The sequence below is a fragment of the Actinoplanes sp. NPDC051851 genome (genome assembly GCF_040681165.1).
Taxonomy (GTDB): domain Bacteria; phylum Actinomycetota; class Actinomycetes; order Mycobacteriales; family Micromonosporaceae; genus Actinoplanes.
Genome location: NZ_JBFAYF010000002.1, coordinates 287388 through 303734 on the forward strand (window position 1 = coordinate 287388; position 16347 = coordinate 303734).

Annotated in this window: 13 protein-coding genes and 1 riboswitch; of the genes, 8 read left to right on the forward strand and 5 right to left on the reverse strand. The window is 69.9% G+C overall.

All coding sequences use genetic code 11. The features are described from left to right. Positions 1 to 11: 11 nt before the first annotated feature. Entirely contained in the window at positions 12 to 1259 is a 1248-nt protein-coding gene (locus AB0M08_RS03720) for an ABC transporter substrate-binding protein (protein WP_364487815.1), read from the forward strand. On the opposite strand, the gene rnhA is transcribed toward AB0M08_RS03720, so the two are convergent. After that, positions 1231 to 1698, reverse strand: a complete 468-nt coding sequence (gene rnhA, locus AB0M08_RS03725; protein ID WP_364487818.1) for a ribonuclease HI — start codon at positions 1696 to 1698, stop codon at positions 1231 to 1233. The two genes, AB0M08_RS03720 and rnhA, sit on opposite strands and share 29 nt — an antisense overlap. A gap of 124 nt (positions 1699 to 1822) precedes the next feature. Here rnhA and AB0M08_RS03730 point away from each other — a divergent pair, with 124 nt between their 5' ends. From AB0M08_RS03730 to AB0M08_RS03755, 6 genes are all read left to right on the forward strand, one after another. Further along, positions 1823 to 2737, forward strand: coding sequence for an ABC transporter ATP-binding protein (locus AB0M08_RS03730; RefSeq protein WP_364487821.1), 915 nt, complete (start codon positions 1823 to 1825; stop codon positions 2735 to 2737). After that, a complete protein-coding gene (locus AB0M08_RS03735) occupies positions 2734 to 3495 on the forward strand; it encodes an ABC transporter permease (RefSeq protein ID WP_364487824.1) in 762 nt (253 codons plus the stop codon). The genes AB0M08_RS03730 and AB0M08_RS03735 overlap by 4 nt, the downstream gene beginning before the upstream one ends. A 91-nt stretch (positions 3496 to 3586) precedes the next feature. Beyond that, positions 3587 to 4423 (forward strand): ABC transporter ATP-binding protein, encoded by an 837-nt coding sequence (locus AB0M08_RS03740; protein ID WP_364487827.1) that lies wholly within the window; start codon positions 3587 to 3589, stop codon positions 4421 to 4423. Continuing rightward, positions 4420 to 5205 (forward strand): ABC transporter permease, encoded by a 786-nt coding sequence (locus tag AB0M08_RS03745; protein ID WP_364487830.1) that lies wholly within the window; start codon positions 4420 to 4422, stop codon positions 5203 to 5205. Before AB0M08_RS03740 ends, AB0M08_RS03745 begins: the two co-directional genes overlap by 4 nt. Then, complete coding sequence (locus tag AB0M08_RS03750; RefSeq protein WP_364487833.1) at positions 5202 to 6338, forward strand: sensor histidine kinase; 1137 nt, start codon at positions 5202 to 5204, stop codon at positions 6336 to 6338. The genes AB0M08_RS03745 and AB0M08_RS03750 overlap by 4 nt, the downstream gene beginning before the upstream one ends. Beyond that, positions 6335 to 6952: a response regulator transcription factor gene (locus AB0M08_RS03755; RefSeq protein ID WP_364487836.1), complete on the forward strand. Its 618-nt coding sequence runs from the start codon at positions 6335 to 6337 to the stop codon at positions 6950 to 6952. Before AB0M08_RS03750 ends, AB0M08_RS03755 begins: the two co-directional genes overlap by 4 nt. 2 nt (positions 6953 to 6954) lie before the next feature. Here AB0M08_RS03755 and phoA read toward each other — a convergent pair whose 3' ends face one another. After that, positions 6955 to 8313 (reverse strand): alkaline phosphatase, encoded by a 1359-nt coding sequence (gene phoA, locus AB0M08_RS03760; protein ID WP_364487839.1) that lies wholly within the window; start codon positions 8311 to 8313, stop codon positions 6955 to 6957. Positions 8314 to 8590: 277 nt separating this feature from the next. Next, a riboswitch (cyclic di-GMP riboswitch) is annotated at positions 8591 to 8669 on the forward strand. Between the two features lie 82 nt (positions 8670 to 8751). Here phoA and AB0M08_RS03765 point away from each other — a divergent pair. Then, the gene (locus tag AB0M08_RS03765; RefSeq protein ID WP_364487842.1) at positions 8752 to 11850 is read left to right on the forward strand and encodes a Calx-beta domain-containing protein; all 3099 of its coding nucleotides are present in this window, start codon (positions 8752 to 8754) and stop codon (positions 11848 to 11850) included. Between the two features lie 73 nt (positions 11851 to 11923). Here the strand turns inward: AB0M08_RS03765 and AB0M08_RS03770 are convergent, their stop codons facing one another. From AB0M08_RS03770 to AB0M08_RS03780, 3 genes are all read right to left on the reverse strand, one after another. Continuing rightward, positions 11924 to 13843 (reverse strand): ABC transporter ATP-binding protein, encoded by a 1920-nt coding sequence (locus AB0M08_RS03770; protein WP_364488036.1) that lies wholly within the window; start codon positions 13841 to 13843, stop codon positions 11924 to 11926. Between the two features lie 101 nt (positions 13844 to 13944). After that, a complete protein-coding gene (locus AB0M08_RS03775; RefSeq protein WP_364487845.1) occupies positions 13945 to 15681 on the reverse strand; it encodes an ABC transporter ATP-binding protein in 1737 nt (578 codons plus the stop codon). Then, on the reverse strand, positions 15675 to 16289 hold the full coding sequence (locus AB0M08_RS03780) for a TetR/AcrR family transcriptional regulator (protein ID WP_364487848.1): 615 nt from the start codon (positions 16287 to 16289) through the stop codon (positions 15675 to 15677). The genes AB0M08_RS03775 and AB0M08_RS03780 overlap by 7 nt, the downstream gene beginning before the upstream one ends. Between the last annotated feature and the right edge of the window lie 58 nt (positions 16290 to 16347).

Genomic DNA, 16347 nt, shown 5'->3' on the forward strand with positions numbered 1-16347 from the left:
GTCTGGGCGCCATGCGCATGGTGGCCGTTCTCGCCGTCGCCGCGTTGCTGACCGTTTCGGCCTGCGGGTCGGGCGACGAGCGACGTCCGGCCGCCCCCGACACCGTCGAGGTCTTCACCTGGTGGGCCGAGGGCGGTGAGAAGGCGGGCCTGGACGCCCTGATCGACCGGTTCGGGCAGGACTGCGCCGGTCAGCGCTTCGAGAACGGCGCGGTGGCCGGCGGCGCGGGCGTCAACGCCAAGCAGGAGCTCACCGGCCGGATGACCCGCAAGGACCCGCCGGACACGTTCCAGGCACACGCCGGCGCCGAACTGCTCGACTACATCGACGCCGGTCAGGTCCAGGATCTGACGTCCGCATACGATTCCTGGGGCCTGCGGCAGGCGTTCCCCACCGGCCTGATCGACGATCTCACGGTCAACGGCAAGATCTATTCGGTGCCGGCGAACGTGCACCGGGCCAACGTGGTCTGGGCCAACCCGGCGGTGCTGAAACGGGCCGGGGTGAGCGGCGTGCCCCGCGACCTCCCGGCCTTCCTGGCCGACCTGGCGACGCTGAAGGCCGCCGGGGTCGAGGCGCCGCTCGCGCTCGGCCGGGACTGGACCCAGCTGATGGTCCTGGAGGCGGTGCTGATCAGCGATCTCGGCGCGCAGCGGTTCGCCGGCCTGTTCACCGGCGCCACGCCGTGGTCCGGCGCCGACGTCGCCGCGGCGATCGCGGACTTCGGCAGGCTGGTCGCCTACGGCAACGCCGACCGGGACGCGCTGGACTGGCCGCAGGCCGAGCGCCTGCTGATCGACGGCAAGGCCGGCTACCAGGTGATGGGCGACTGGGAGGCCGCCGACCTGACCGCGAAGGGCTTCACCGGCTACTCGTGGTTCACCTTCCCCGGCAACGGCGCGACGTTCCAGTGGCTGGCCGACTCGTTCACGCTGGCGACCGGCGCCCCGAACCCGGACGGCACCCGGTGCTGGCTCCGCACGGTCGCCTCACCGGAGGGCCAGCGCGCCTTCAACGCGGCGAAGGGCTCCATCCCGGCGCGCACCGACGTCTCGGCCGCGGGCCTCTCCCTCTACCAGCAGTCCGCGATGGCCGACTGGAAGTCCGCGACCCAGGTCCCGTCCTGCGCACACGGTTCCGCCTGCTCCCAGGGCTGGCAGTCCGCGGTCAACCAGGCGCTCACCGCGTGGTCGGCCGCCCGCGACGACACCGCCCTGCAGGCCGCCCTGGTCACCGCGGCGTCGCGGTTCGTGCGCTGACCGCCTCACGCAGACCCTGGGCGGCCAGCCGGTCGGCACGCTCGTTCTCCGGGTGGCCGGCGTGCCCCTTCACCCAGTGCCACCGCACCTCGTGCCGGCGGACCGCCTCGTCGAGACGCGTCCAGAGGTCGACGTTCTTGACCGGCTGCCGGGACGAGGTCTGCCACCCGTTGGCCCGCCAGCGCGGCATCCACTTGGTGATCCCGTCCCGCACATAGACGCTGTCCGTGTAGAGATCGACGACCAGCGGCGCCCGGTTCAGCGTCTCCAGCGCCCGGATCGGCGCCATCAGCTCCATCCGGTTGTTCGTGGTCGTGCCGGCCTCGCCACCGCAGAGATCCTTCTCCCGGCTGCCGTAGCGCAGCACCGCGCCCCAGCCGCCCGGCCCGGGGTTGGGCGCGCACGACCCATCCGTGTAGATCTCCACGACGCCGGCCATGACGGAACCCTATCCGGGGTGAGCGAAGCCATCGAGGCGACCGCCGCGACCGCCGCGCCGGGACGCCGCCGTATGGTGGCCGGAGGCGCGGATCGGATGGGCGGATCTCATGGTGGGTGGCGACGTGGCCGCGGTCGAGGTGGAAGACGTCGTGGTGCGCTACGGCGACACGACGGCCGTCGAGGGGGTGTCCCTCACGGCGCCGCGCGGGCGGGTGCTCGCCCTGCTCGGCCACAACGGCGCCGGTAAGACCAGCCTGCTGCAGGTCTGCGAGGGTTTCCGTAAACCGGACGGTGGCTCCGTGCGGATCCTCGGGCTGGACCCGGTCGCCGACCACGACGCGCTGATGCCCCGGCTGGGGATCATGCTGCAGTCCGGCGGCGTCTACCCGTGGGCCGCCGCGGGGGAGATCCTCCGGCTCTTCGCCTCGTTCGCGGCGAACCCGCTCGACACCGAGATGCTGCTGGACCGGCTCGGCCTGCGGAAGGTGGAGCGGACCCGGTTCCGGCGGCTCTCCGGCGGCGAGCAGCAGCGGCTGAGCCTGGCGGTGGCCCTGGTCGGCCGCCCCGAGCTGGTCTTCCTGGACGAGCCGACCGCCGGGATGGACACCGAGGCCCGGCACACCACCTGGCAGCTGATCGAGGAGCTGCGCGCCGACGGCGTCTCGGTGCTGCTCACCACGCACCTGCTGGACGAGGCCGAGCGCCTCGCCGACGACGTGGTGATCATGCGGAGCGGGCGGGTCGCCGCGACCGGCACCCCGGCCGAGCTGACCGCCGCGGCCGGCATCGAATCCCTGGAGGTCCGCGCCGATCCCGGCCTCGACCTCGCCTTCTTCAAGGACCACCGGGTCGTCGAGACCTCCCCGGGGGAGTACGCGGTCACCGGCTCCCTGGACACCCGGTCGCTCGCCGACGTCCTCGCCTGCTTCGCGAGCGCGGACGCGCACGTCACCGCGGTGAGCAGCCGCCGGCGCACGCTGGAAGACGTCTACCTCTCCCTGACCACGCAGAACACCACGGTTGGAGCCGCGCAGTGAGCGCCGGAACCTTCGCCCCGGCGCCCGGCCGGGCCCCGATGCGCACCATCATCGGCAAGCAGATCCGGATGGAGCTGCTGCTGACCGCCCGCCGCGGTGAGGCCGTGGTGCTGGCGATGGGTGTCCCGCTGCTGGTGCTGCTCGGCGCGGGCCTGACGGAGGTCACCAACCTGCCCACCGACGACCGCCTCGGCTTCGTGGTCCCCGGTGTCCTCGCGCTCACCGTGATGTCGTCGGCCTTCACCGGCCAGGCGATCACCACCGGCTATGAACGCAGCTACGGCGTCCTCAAGCGCCTCGGCGCCTCCCCGCTGACCCGCCCCGGCCTGCTGCTCGCCAAGACCGCCGCGGTGCTGGCCCAGATCGTCGTGCAGATCCTGGTGCTCGCCGCGGTCGGCGTCGCGGTCGGCTGGCGCCCGCACCTGGACATGCTGCTCCCCGCCGCCGGGGTGACCGTGCTCGCCGCGGCCGGCTACAGCGGCCTGGCCCTGCTGCTGGCCAGCGTGCTCAAGCCGGAGACCACGACCGGCGCCGCGACGCTGATCTACGTGCTGATGCTCTCGGTCGGCGGGATCATGTTCGCCGCGCCGGACCTGGGCACGGCCGGCTGGTTCCTGCTGCCGCTCGCCGCGCACGCCGAGGCGCTGCGCGACACGCTCCTCTACGGACAGCACGTCCCGTTCTCGATCTGGCTGAGCCTGGCGCTCTGGGCGGTGGTCTGGCTGACCGCGGCCGCCCGTAACTTCCGCTGGGAATGATCTTTTTAAAAAACATCCACCGATCGGTGGACAGAGGTTGACGGCCGCACGGTCGTCCCGGTTTTCTCCGGAACTCGGCACGATCGACGGTATGCAAGCCATCGAGGTGACCGGACTTCGCAAGACATACCAAGGGCGCGAGGCCGTCCGCGGTGTCGACCTCAGCGTCGCCCGCGGCGAGATCTTCGCGCTGCTCGGGCCGAACGGCGCGGGCAAGACCACCACGGTCGAGATCCTGGAGGGCCACCGGCGCCGGGACGCCGGGGACGTCCGGGTGCTCGGCGAGGACCCGGGGAAGGCCGGGCGGGAGTGGCGCACCCGGATCGGCATCGTGCTGCAGGACGCCGCGGACGCCGCCGACCTGACCGTCGCCGAGATGGTCCGGCACGTCGCCGGCTTCTACCCGGCGCCGCGGCCCGCCGGCGAGGTGATCGAGCTGGTCGGCCTCGCGGCCAAGAAGGACAGCAGGATTCGTACGCTCTCCGGCGGCCAGCGGCGCCGCGTCGACGTGGCGCTCGGCATCGTCGGCCGTCCCGAGCTGCTCTTCCTCGACGAGCCGACCACCGGCTTCGACCCGGAGGCGCGCCGGCAGTTCTGGGACCTGATCCGCACCCTGGCCGGCGAGGGCACCACGATCCTGCTGACCACCCACTACCTGGACGAGGCCGAGGCCCTCGCGGACCGGCTCGCGGTGCTGGCCGGCGGCGAGATCGTCGCCGAGGGCACCCCGGCCACGCTCGGCGGGCGGGCCGCGGCGGGCGCGAAGGTCAGCTGGCGGGAGGAGGGCGGGTACCGCACCGAGCGGGTCGAGGACCCGAGCGACCTGGTCCGCAAGCTGGTCGCCGACGGGGCGGACCTGAGCACCCTGACGATCACCCGGCCGACCCTGGAGGACACCTACCTGACCCTGATCGGAGCACAGCGATGACCGCCCTGAGCCTGAGCCGTGGCCGCGTCGAGGTCCTGCAGTTCTTCCGGGACCGTACCGCGGTGATCTTCACGTTCCTCTTCCCGGCGATCCTCCTGCTGCTCTTCGGGACCATCTTCGGCGACTCCTACGACCAGGCCGGGGTGAGCGCCAGCCAGGTCTACGCGGCCAGCATGCTCGCGTACGGCATCCTCACCACCGGCTTCGTGACGATGGGCGCGGGCCTCGCGACCGACCGGGAGGACGGCACCCTGAAGCGGCTGCGCGGGACTCCGCTGCCCGCCGCGGCGTACCTGGGTGGGAAGGTCCTTCTGGTCCTGGTGTTGAGCCTCGCCGAGGCGGCCGTGCTGATCCTGGTCGGCGTGCTGCTCTTCGACATGCCGGTGCCGGACGCGACCCACTGGCTCACCTTCGCCTGGCTCTTCGCGCTCGCGGTGGTCGCCTGCTCGCTGCTCGGCGTGGCGGTCAGCGGCCTGGTCCGGCACGCGGCCAGCGCGGGCACCATCCTGAACGTGCCGGTGGTGGTCCTCCAGTTCATCTCCGGCGTCTTCATCCACCCGATCACCCAGCTGCCCTCCTGGCTGGTCACCGTCGCGTCGTGCTTCCCGGTCAAGTGGATGGCCCAGGGCTTCCGGTACGTCTTCCTGCCGGACTCGATGAAGTCCCTGGAGGCGGCCGGCCAGTGGGAGCTCGGCAGGGTGGCCTTGGTGCTCGGCGCGTGGTGTGTGATCGGATTGGTCCTGTGCCTGACGACCTTCCGGTGGAGCGACCGGGACCGATGACCGATCCCACCGAGGTCCACAGTCCGCTCGCCCGGTTCTGGGACGTCTACTTCGCGGTGATCGCGGCCGCCATCGCGGTCGCGGTCCTCATCTCCGGCGACACCGTGCCCCGCCGCTGGACGGCGCTGGGCGCGATCGCCGGGATGGTGCTCCTGCACGGGGTGATCGGGCGCTCGCTGATCCGGCGCAACACCGAGGACGCCGTGTCGGTGAGCGTGCTGATCGTGCACATGGTGCTCTTCGCTGTCGCGCTCACCGCCGAGCCGCTGACGAACTGGCTGCTCTTCGCGCTGATCCCGATCATCTTCCAGATGGCGCCGGTACGGGTCGCGATCGGCCTGGTGATCCTGATCAACCTGGTGCCGTCGGCGGTCGACCTGCTCACCGGCCGCCCGGTCGCCGGCGACCTGATCATCTCCGGCATCTCCGCGGCTGCCGGCGTCTGGTTCGGCCTCTGGATCATCCGGGTGATCGAGCAGAGCAACGAGCGGGCCCGGCTGATCGAGGAGCTCTCGGCGAGCCGTGCCGAGGTGGCCCGGCTCTCCCACGAGGCGGGCGTCGCGGCCGAGCGGACCCGGCTGGCCGGCGAGATCCACGACACCCTCGCCCAGGGCTTCACCAGCATCATCACGCTGGTCCAGGCCGCCGATCCGGAGTTGCGCGACGAGCGCCTGGCGCTCGCGGTCCGCACCGCGAAGGAGAATCTGGCCGAGAGCCGCGCGATCGTGGCGGCCCTCTCACCCGCCGCGCTCGCCTCCGGATTGCTTGATTCGGTACGGCGGCAAGCCTCCCGCTTCGCCGAGGAGACCGGTGTCCCCGCGTCCTTCCGCACCACCGGCGCCCCGCGTGACCTGCCGACCGCGGTCGAGGTGGTGCTGTTGCGCGCCACCCAGGAGGCCCTGACGAACGTCCGCCGGCACGCGGCGGCGAACGAGGTCGCGGTGCTGCTCGCGTACGCGCCGGAGTCGGTCCGGATCGTGGTCCGCGACGACGGCCGTGGCTTCGACGCAGGCCTGACCGGCGGTTTCGGCCTGCCCGGCATGCGGTCCCGGGCCGAGCAGGTGGGCGGCGCCCTGACCGTGCACAGCGACCCGGACACCGGGACCACGATCGAGCTGGAGGTACCCCTGTGATCCGGATCCTGCTGGTCGACGACCACCCGGTGGTCCGGATGGGCCTCAAGGGCATGCTCGACGCCGAGCCCGACCTGACCGTGGTCGGCGAGGCCTCCTCCGGCGCCGAGGGCGTCGAGGTCGCGCTCGCCGAGCGCCCCGACATCGTCCTGATGGACCTCCGGATGCCCGGCGGCGACGGCGTCGAGGCGACCGGCCGGATCCTCGCGGCCGACCCCGGCATCCGGGTGATGGTGCTGACCACGTACGAGTCCGACCGGGACATCCTGCGCGCCATCGAGGCCGGGGCCAGCGGCTACCTGCTCAAGGACGCCACCCCGGCCGAGCTTGCCGACGCGGTGCGCGCCGCCGCCCGGGGCGAGACCGTGCTCGCCCCGAGCGTCGCCTCGACCCTGGTCCGGCAGGTGCGGGCGCCCGCACCGCCGTCGCTCTCGGCCCGCGAGACCGAGGTCCTCACGCTGGTCGCGTCCGGCCTGACCAACGCCGACATCGGCAAGCGCCTCTTCATCTCGGAGGCCACCGTGAAGACGCACCTGCTCCGGGTCTTCAACAAGCTGGACGTCGCCGACCGCACCGCCGCGGTGACCACGGCGATGCGGCACGGCATCCTGTAGGGCTACCTGATCGCCAGGGCGCGCTTCATGGTGTAGAAGAGGTCGGTCTGGTTGGTGACGCCGAGGACGTTGGCGGCCTGCGGGCCGCCCGCGGCGATCCGGACCTCGGTGCCGGTGTGCTGCTGGGAGCCGGTGATGTCGGCGGTCGCGTAGCTGATGGTCATCTCCGCGTCGTCGGCGGTGATCAGCGTGGCGGTGTAGCCGAGCGTGGTGGTCTCCACGATCTGGCTGGTGTGGCCGTGGTCGGCGGTGACCACCACCAGGGTGTCCGGGTGCGACTTCTGGTAGGCGAGCGCCTTCTTCACGGCGGCGTCGAACGCGACGGTCTCACCGATCTGGCCGCACGGGTTGGCCGCGTGGTCCTGCTTGTCGATCGACGCGCCCTCGATCTGCAGGAAGAAGCCCTTCTTGGAGTGCTTCGTCTGCTTGTCCAGCACGTCGAGCGCCTTGGTCGCCATCTCCACCAGGTGCGGCTGGGTGGCGGTCCGCGCGGCATTGGTGGCGCACTTCGCCGCGGTGGTGCCGGTCTTCGCCGGGGTCGGGCCGACCCACTCCAGATCCATGTTGTTCTTGGCGAACACGCCCAGGATCGGCTTGCTCGCCGACGCCGCGCCGAGACCAGCGGCGTCGGTGACGACCTGGTAGCCGGCCGCCTTCGCCTGGTCGGTCACGGTCTTCCCGGCGTACGCGCCGGCCTGCACGGTCTGGTCGAAGTACTGCGCACCGCCGCCGAGCAGCACGTCCGGCCTCGTCTGCACGAGCTGCTCGGCGATCGAGCCGGCGCCGCCGTTCACCTTGTCGTTCACGGCGCAGTCGGTCATCGACTGCGGGCCCTTGCAGTTGCGCGAGACCACGTGCGAGCCGAGCACGGCCGGCGTGGCGTCCTGCAGTTCGGCGGTGGTGACGTCGCCGGTCCGGTAGCCGGCCTTCTTCGCCAGCTCCAGGATGGTCGGCACGGACTTCCCGCTGGGCAGTACCGAGATCGCGCCGTTGTAGGTCTTGTTGCCGGTCGCCCAGCCGGTCCCGGAGGCGGCCGAGTCGGTCACGTACTCCGGCTTCGATGGGTCGTCCTGCTGGACCGCGTACGTGGTGTACGCGCCGGTCAGTGGCAGGGTGTCCATCGCCAGGCGGCCGTTCGCGCCGACCTGGTAGTTGCGGGCGATGGTGATCTCGCTGTCGCCCATGCCGTCCCCGATCAGCAGGATGACGTTGCGGGCCGATCCGCCCTTGATCGCCTGCGCGGCGGCCCGGGTCCGGTCCTGGTGCGCGTCACCGGCTACGGCGACCGACGGTACGGCGACGACCGCGACGGCGGCGGCAGCCAGGGCCACCCGCCGGCGCGTGGAACGCAATGCATTCATGGATGCGCACTCCGATATGTGTCCGACGTGAAGCCCCAGGCCATCAGTCCCGGACGTCCGGAAGGTTGCCGTCCGGTGCCCGCTGGGCGAACTCGTCAGTGAAGACCTTCACTGTCTGGGTTTCGCGGGGGATTTAGCCTGAAAAACGCATTCCGCCGGTAAGCGTGCAGTACGCCGGTTAGATTACGGAAGGCGCGGCCTCACGACGGATCTTCACATCCGGCGTTGGCGCAGCTGAGGGGCCGTTTTCCGGCACCCCCCGACCGCCCAGATGCGGTACCCGAACAGGCAAACCCGTCGCGAGGCGGGGACGCAAAGCCAGGGGCCTCCCCGCCGGAGGTTGCCCAGCCGCCGAAGGAGACAGAAGGAATGCACTATCACAATCGTCGCGCAGATTCAGGCGGTCTGGTGCCGTTTGCCCTGCGCGGCCCGAAATCGGTGCGAACGATCCTGTCGGCGGCGGTCGCCGGCGCGATCGGCCTCGCGCCCGTGGTGCTGGTCAGCTCACCGGCCTACGCCCTGGTCGATCCGACGTACGCGATCACCACGAGCTCGACCCCGATCGTCGAGACCCAGGTCACCACCGGCACCGGCAACACCCAGACGGTCACGCGGGCCTCGGCCACGGTCACGGTCACCCTGACGTCGCCGGCGACCGCGGACGTCCTCGTCACCCTGGCCAACAACGGCACCGCGGACACCGCGAAGGGTGCTCTGATCACCAGTGGTGACGAGACCCGCGACTACGACTCGCTGATCACCTCGACGGATGCCACCACGGACAACCCCGAGAGCGACCAGATCACCATCAAATCGGGCCAGTCCAGCGCGACCAAGACGATCCTCATCTACGACGACAAACTCGACGAGGACCCGTCACAGTTCTTCACGGTCGGCGTCGCCAGTGCGGTTCTCGACCCGACTGGCGCGGCCACCGCCCTCATGCCGGTGTCGACCAGCGCGGCGAGCACCAAGGTCTACATCGCGGACGACGAGCCCACCCCTAAGGTGACGGTCGGCGACGCGGGAACCGTGACCGAGGGCGACGACCTGGTCTTCCCGCTGACCCTCTCCGGGGCGTCGGAGAAGATCGTCACGGTCGAGGCGAGCACCGCGAACGGTGCCACTCAGGGTGACGATTACGGTGCGACCGCGGGTTCCGACTACACCGCGCTGACCAAGTCGAAGGTGTCCATCCCGGCGGGTTCTGAGGCCGGCATCGTCCTGGTCAACACGACCGACGACACGGATGTCGAGGCCAGCCCCGAGAAGATGTGGCTGAGCATCGCCGCCCCGGTCAACGCCGACCTCGGCGACCCGGCCAAGGGCCTCGGCAAGATCAAGGACAACGAGACCGCGCCGGGCGTGAAGCTCTCGGTCGACGCGATCGCCGACGACAACACCACGTCGAACTACATCTTCGACCCCGAGGGCGACGTCGGGGAGAAGAAGTTCACCATCAACGTCCGGCTCACCGGGACCAACACGTCGACGATCCCGGTCCGGCTGAACTACGACTTCCTGCCGGGTGACAACCACCCGACGGACGGCGAGAACTACCTGGCCACCAATGGCAAGGACTACAAGGGGGTCGCCGGCAGCCTCACCATCCCGGCCGGTACCCGTACCGCCACGATCCCGGTGCCGATCATCGGTGACACGCTGTACGAGCCCGGTGAGATGGGCCAGGCGAACCCGCCGAACAGCGCGGTCAACGGCGAGTACTTCAAGCTGGTGCTGACCAGCCCGAACGGCTCGGTGGCGGAGAGCGCGCTCGGCGAGGACAACGCCACGTACTTCCGCATCAAGGACGACGAAGACAGCAGCGACATGCCCACCTTCTCGGTCTCCAACGTGAGCGTGATGGAGGGCAACACCGGGTCCAAGATGGTCAAGTTCCCGGTCACCCTGAGCGCGCCGGTCGACCAGGACACCACGTTCACCGCGACCGTGGACACGCAGAACGCGACGCTGGACTCGGCCGGCACCAACTCGGCCGACACCCCGGGCATGGGTGACGTCAGCACGGTCGGGAACAGCGGCACCGTCACCGTTCCGGCCGGCCACACCGTGGGCTACGCCGAGATCATGGTCAACGGGGACTCTGTCTTCGAGAAGGACGAGTTCGAGGACATCACCGTCGCGCTCTCCGGTACCAACCCGCTGATCAACAGCACCCCGGCGAGCGGTGAGACGCACACGGCCCGGCTGACCGTCACCAACGACGACACCCCGCCGTGGATGAAGTTCAACGAGTCCAGCGTGGCCGAGGGCGGCTCGATCCGCGTCGGCGGCACGATCGTCGGCGTAGCACAGGACCCGTACACGCTCGGCTTCTCCGTCGGCCCGCAGACCGGCAGCCAGGCCACCGATTCGGCGCCGGCCACGCCCGGTGTCGACTTCGAGACGCCGGAGATCGCGAACTTCACCGTCCCGGCGGGCAAGACCGGCACGGTGGTGGACGCCAACAGCGTCAGCAGCACCAACCTGGCGAACGTCTACCTGAACGCGGACGACGTGGACGAGCCGCTCGAGTGGTTCACCATCACGGCCACCGAGACCACCAAGATCGGCTTCAAGTCGTCGACCGGTACCTTCAAGATCATCGACGACGCGGACGACATGCCGCCGGCGCTGGCGATCCAGGACGGGTCGATCAACGAGGACGAGGGCTCCATCGAGGTCCCGATCGACGAGAAGTGGTTGCCGGCCAACGCAGCCACCTCCACCACCCAGACCCTGATGATCCCGTGGTGGACCGTCGACGGCACGGCCAAGGCCGGTCAGGACTACATCGCGGCCAAGGGCACCCTGGAGGTCAAGCCGGGCGAGAAGCCGATGGCAAGCGTCAAGATCATTGACGACAAGCTGAAGGAGTCCGCGGAGACCTTCTGGATCAAGCTGGGCGTGCCCGGACCGTCCGGGACCACGGTCGAGCGGGACACCGGCAAGGTCACCATCGAGTCGGACGACACCGAGAACGGCCCCGCGCCGACCATCTCGTCGTCGGCCTCGATCGACGGGCCCGGCACCGCGACGATCAGCGGCAAGGTGCCGCCGAACGGTGAGGTCCAGCTCTGGGGTGCCCCGATCGCGTCCACCAAGAAGGCCCTGGTCTGGCTGGCCACGGCCAAGGCCGGCAGCAGCGGCGCCTACTCGTTCAAGCGCTCGCTGACCACGGCGGGTTACCGCTTCCAGACCTCTCTCGACGGTGTGCCCTCGAAGGAGATCACCGTCAAGATCACCCAGGACCCGGCCTTCAAGGCGGAGTCCAACGCCAAGGGCAAGGTGACCCTCACGGTCACGTCCGACCCGAAGCTGTCCGGCTCGGACGTGGTGATCTACAAGCTGAGCGGCAAGAAGTGGGTCAAGACCACCTGGAAGGGCACCACGAACAGCAGCGGTGTCTGGAAGGCCACCGCGTCGGCCGCGGCCGGCTCCACGTGGACCCTGAAGGCCTGGGTCGAGGGCAAGTCGGCCGTCGGGATCAACGACGGCTGGAGCGACAGCAAGAAGGTCACCGTCGACAAGAAGTGACGATCGGCTGAGGTAAGCGAGACGGGGGCGGCCGGATGGCCGCCCCCGTTCTTTGTGACCGAAAAAGCCCAGGTCAGTCGACCTCGGCCACCGCCTGCGCGAACTGGGCCGAGTAGAGCCGCGCGTACGCCCCGTCCGCCGCGATCAGCTCGTCGTGGGTGCCCTGCTCGACGATCGAGCCGTTCTCCATCACCAGGATCACGTCGGCGTCCCGGATGGTGGAGAGCCGGTGCGCGATCACGAAGCTGGTCCGGCCGGTGCGCAGCGTGTTCATCGCCCGCTGGATCAGCACCTCGGTACGGGTGTCCACCGAGCTGGTCGCCTCGTCGAGGATCAGGATGCTCGGCTCGGCGAGGAACGCCCGGGCGATGGTGATCAGCTGCTTCTGCCCGGCGCTGACGTTCGAGCCCTCCTCGTCGATCGTCGTCTCGTACCCGTCCGGCAGCATCCGGACGAAGCCGTCGACGTGCGCCGCCTCGGAGGCCCGCAGGATCGCCGCCTGATCGTGGTCGTCGGCCCCGTACGCCAGGTTCTCCGCGATGGTGCCGCCGAAGAGCCAGGTGTCCTGGAGCACCATGCCGATCTCCTCGCGCAGCTGCTCACGCGGCATGGTGGCGATGTCCACCCCGTCCAGGGTGATCCGCCCGCCGGTCACGTCGTAGAACCGCATCAGCAGGTTGACCAGGGTGGTCTTGCCGGCCCCGGTCGGCCCGACGATGGCCACGGTCTGTCCCGGCTCGACGCTGAGCGACAGGTTCTCGATCAGCGGCTTCTCCGGGGCGTACCGGAAGGAGACGTCTTCGAAGGCGATCCGCCCGCGGACCTCCGGCATGGTGACCGGCGCCGGGTCCGGGGTCTGCTCCTCCGCGTCGAGCAGGGCGAAGACCCGCTCGGCCGAGGCCACCCCGGACTGGACCAGGTTCGCCATGCTGGCCACCTGGGTGAGCGGCTGGCTGAACTGGCGCGAGTACTGGATGAACGCCTGCACCTCGCCGAGGGTCAGCGAGCCGGACGCCACCCGCAGGCCGCCGACCACCGCCACCAGCACGTAGTTGACGTTGCTGATGAACATCATGGCCGGCTGGATCAGGCCGGAGATGAACTGGGCGCGGAAGCTGGAGGCGTAGAGCTTCTCGTTGTGGGTGTGGAAGGTCGCCTCCGCCTCGTGCTGCCGCCCGAAGACCTTGACCAGCGTGTGCCCGGTGAACATCTCCTCGATGTGCCCGTTGAGCTGGCCGGTGGTCTTCCACTGTGCGACGAACTGCGGCTGCGCCCGCTTGCCGATCCGGGTGGTGAGCAGGAACGACACCGGGATGGTGACCAGCGCGATCAGCGCCAGCAGCGGAGAGATCCAGAACATCATCCCGAGTACGCCGACGACCGTCAGCAGTGCCGTGATGAGCTGCGCGAACGTCTGCTGCAGGGTCTGCGCGATGTTGTCGGTGTCGTTGGTGGCGCGGCTGAGCACCTCACCGCGCGGCTGCTTGTCGAAGTACGACAGCGGCAGCCGGGAGAGCTTCGCCTCGACCTGGGCGCGCAGGTCGAAGACGGCGCTCTGCACCACGCGGGCGGTGAGCCGGCCCTGGAAGACGCCGAAGATCCAGGCGAAGACGTAGACCACGACCACCCAGGCCAGCACGTGCATCAGGCTGTCGAAGTCGATGCCCTGCCCGACGACCACGTCGTTCATCCCGGCGACCAGGTCGGCCTGCGCGGTCTCCCCCTGGGCACGCAGCGCCTCGACGGCCTGCGCCTTGCTGGTCCCGGCGGGCAGGTACTGGCCGAGCATCCGGCCCACCACGCCGTTGAAGATCACGTCGGTGGCGTGGCCGAGCAGTCGCGGCCCGAGCACCGAGAGGGCGACGCTCGCCACGCCGAAGGCGAGGATCACGCCGACCAGGATCCGGTACGGCTTGAGCAGCCCGAGCAGCCGCTTGAGCGACCCCTTGAAGTCCTCCAGCTTCTCCGGCGGCCCACCGGCTCCCATCATCATTCTCGCGGCCGGCGGTCCACCCATCGGCGGTCCGCCCGGCCGGCCTCCGGCTGCGCCGGGCCCGCCGGGCCCTCTTCCAGCAGGGCCTCTTCCAGGCGCGGTCATGCGGCGGCCTCCTGCTCCGTCAATTGCGACAGTACGATTTCCCGGTACGTCTCGTTGGAGTCCATAAGTTCGTCGTGCGTGCCGGTGCCGACGACCTTCCCGTCATCCAGGACCACGATCCGGTCCGCGTCGCGGATGGTGCTGACGCGCTGGGCCACGATGACCACCGTGGCGTCCGCGACGTGCTCGGTCAGGGCCGCCCGCAGCGCCGCGTCGGTGGCGTAGTCGAGGGCCGAGAACGAGTCGTCGAAGAGGTAGATCTCCGGCCGGTGCACCAGCGTGCGGGCGATCGCCAGCCGCTGCCGCTGTCCACCGGAGACGTTCGTGCCGCCCTGCGCGATCGGGGCGTCCAACTGCCCCTCCATCCGCTCGACGAACTCCTTCGCCTGGGCGATCTCCAGCGCCTCCCAGAGCTCCTCGTCGGTGGCGTCCGGGTTGCCGTACTTCAGGTTGGACGCGATCGTGCCGCTGAACAGGTACGGCCGCTGCGGCACGATCCCGATGATCCGGGAGAGCAGGTCCGGGTCGAGGTCGCGGACGTTCACGCCGTCGACCAGCACGGTGCCCTCGCTCGCGTCGAAGAGCCGGGGGATCAGGTTGAGCAGCGTGGTCTTGCCGCTGCCGGTGGACCCGATGATCGCCGTGATCTGCCTCGGGTGCGCGACGAGGCGTACGTCGGAGAGCACCGCGGCCTCGGCACCCGGATAGCGGAAGCTGACGTCCCGGAGCTCGAGTTCGCCGTGCACGGTCACGTCGGTGACCGGCGACGCGGGCGGCACCACGCTGGACTCGGTGTCGACGATCTCCTGGATCCGCTCGGCGCAGACCTCGGCCCGCGGAATCATGATGAACATGAAGGTGGCCATCATGATCGACATCAGGATCTGCATCAGGTAGCTGAGGAACGCGGTGAGCGCGCCGACCTCCATGTGGCCGGCGTCGATCCGGTGCCCGCCGAACCAGAGCACCGCGATGCTGGAGAGGTTCACCAGCATCATCACGGTCGGGAACATGAACGCCATGATCTTGCCGGCCCGCAGCGCGACGTCGGCGAGATCCTGGCTGGCGGCGCCGTAGCGGGCCCGCTCGCGCTCGTCCCGGACGAAGGCCCGGATCACCCGGATGCCGGTGATCTGCTCGCGCATCACCTGGTTGACCCGGTCGATCTTGACCTGCATCTGGCGGAAGAGCGGCCGCATCCGGGTGATGATCAGGGCGACCACGGCGATCAGCACCGGGATGACCACCAGCAGCAGTGAGCTGAGCGGCACGTCCTGGCGCAGCGCCAGCACGATGCCGCCGACGCACATGATCGGCGCCGAGACCATCAGCGTGAACGTGAGCAGCACCAGCATCTGGACCTGCTGCACGTCGTTGGTGGTCCGGGTGATCAGCGAGGGCGCGCCGAACTGGCCCACCTCCCGGGCGGAGAAGGTCTGCACCCGGGAGAAGATCGCGGTACGGACGTCGCGCCCGACCGCCATGGCCGTCCTCGCGCCGAAGTAGACCGCCACGATCTGCGCCGCGATCTGCAGCACGGTGATGCCGAGCATCCCGCCGCCGACCTGGAGCACGTAGCCGGTGTCGCCCTTGATCACGCCGTTGTCGATGATGTCGGCGTTCAACGTCGGCAGATAGAGCGTCGCGAGCGTCTGCAGGAACTGGAAGAGCACCACGAGAGAGATGTCTTTCCAGTACGGGCGCAGATGCACGCGAAGCAGTTTGATCAACACTTCGCTTGCTCCCCCGAATCAGGAATGAGGATGCCGTCGAGTAGGAGTGTGGCCAGGAAGGCGCCGTTGAAGGTCTCGTCGCCCCACGGGCCGTAGGTGTTGGCGCCGCAGTAGAGCAGCAGCACCTGAGCCGCCTTGTCCGGCGGGATCCGGAGCCGCGCGGCGTCCGGGGCGATCACCGCGGTGACCGCCTCCAGCAGCCGCCCCCGGGTCGCGTGCATCTGTTCCCGCGCTTCCGGGGTGGATTCGTTGGTGAAGATCAGGCGCCGGGCCGCGTGCATCAACTGGGCGCCCTCGGCCATCCGCGCGTAGACGAACTCGGCCGCGGCCACCACCCGTTCCCGCAGTGGGAGGCCCGGGTCGATGGCGGCGAGCGCGTCCAGCGTGGGCTGCGGGTCGAGCGCCTTGACCACCGAGCAGACGACCAGCTCGCTCTTGCTCTCGAAGACGCCGAAGATGGTGCCCTCGGCGACCCCGGCGGCGTGGGCGATCTGCCGGGTGCTCACCTCGGTGCCGTGCTCGTGCAGCAGCGGGATGGTCGCCGCGATGAGGGCGGCCCGCCGCTCGTCCGGCGCCATGGCCGGCACTCGTCTGCGTCTGGGTTCCACACCGCACACCCTAAATGAGCGAGCACTCACTCATCCACTGACTTTTGTCATGCCCCCG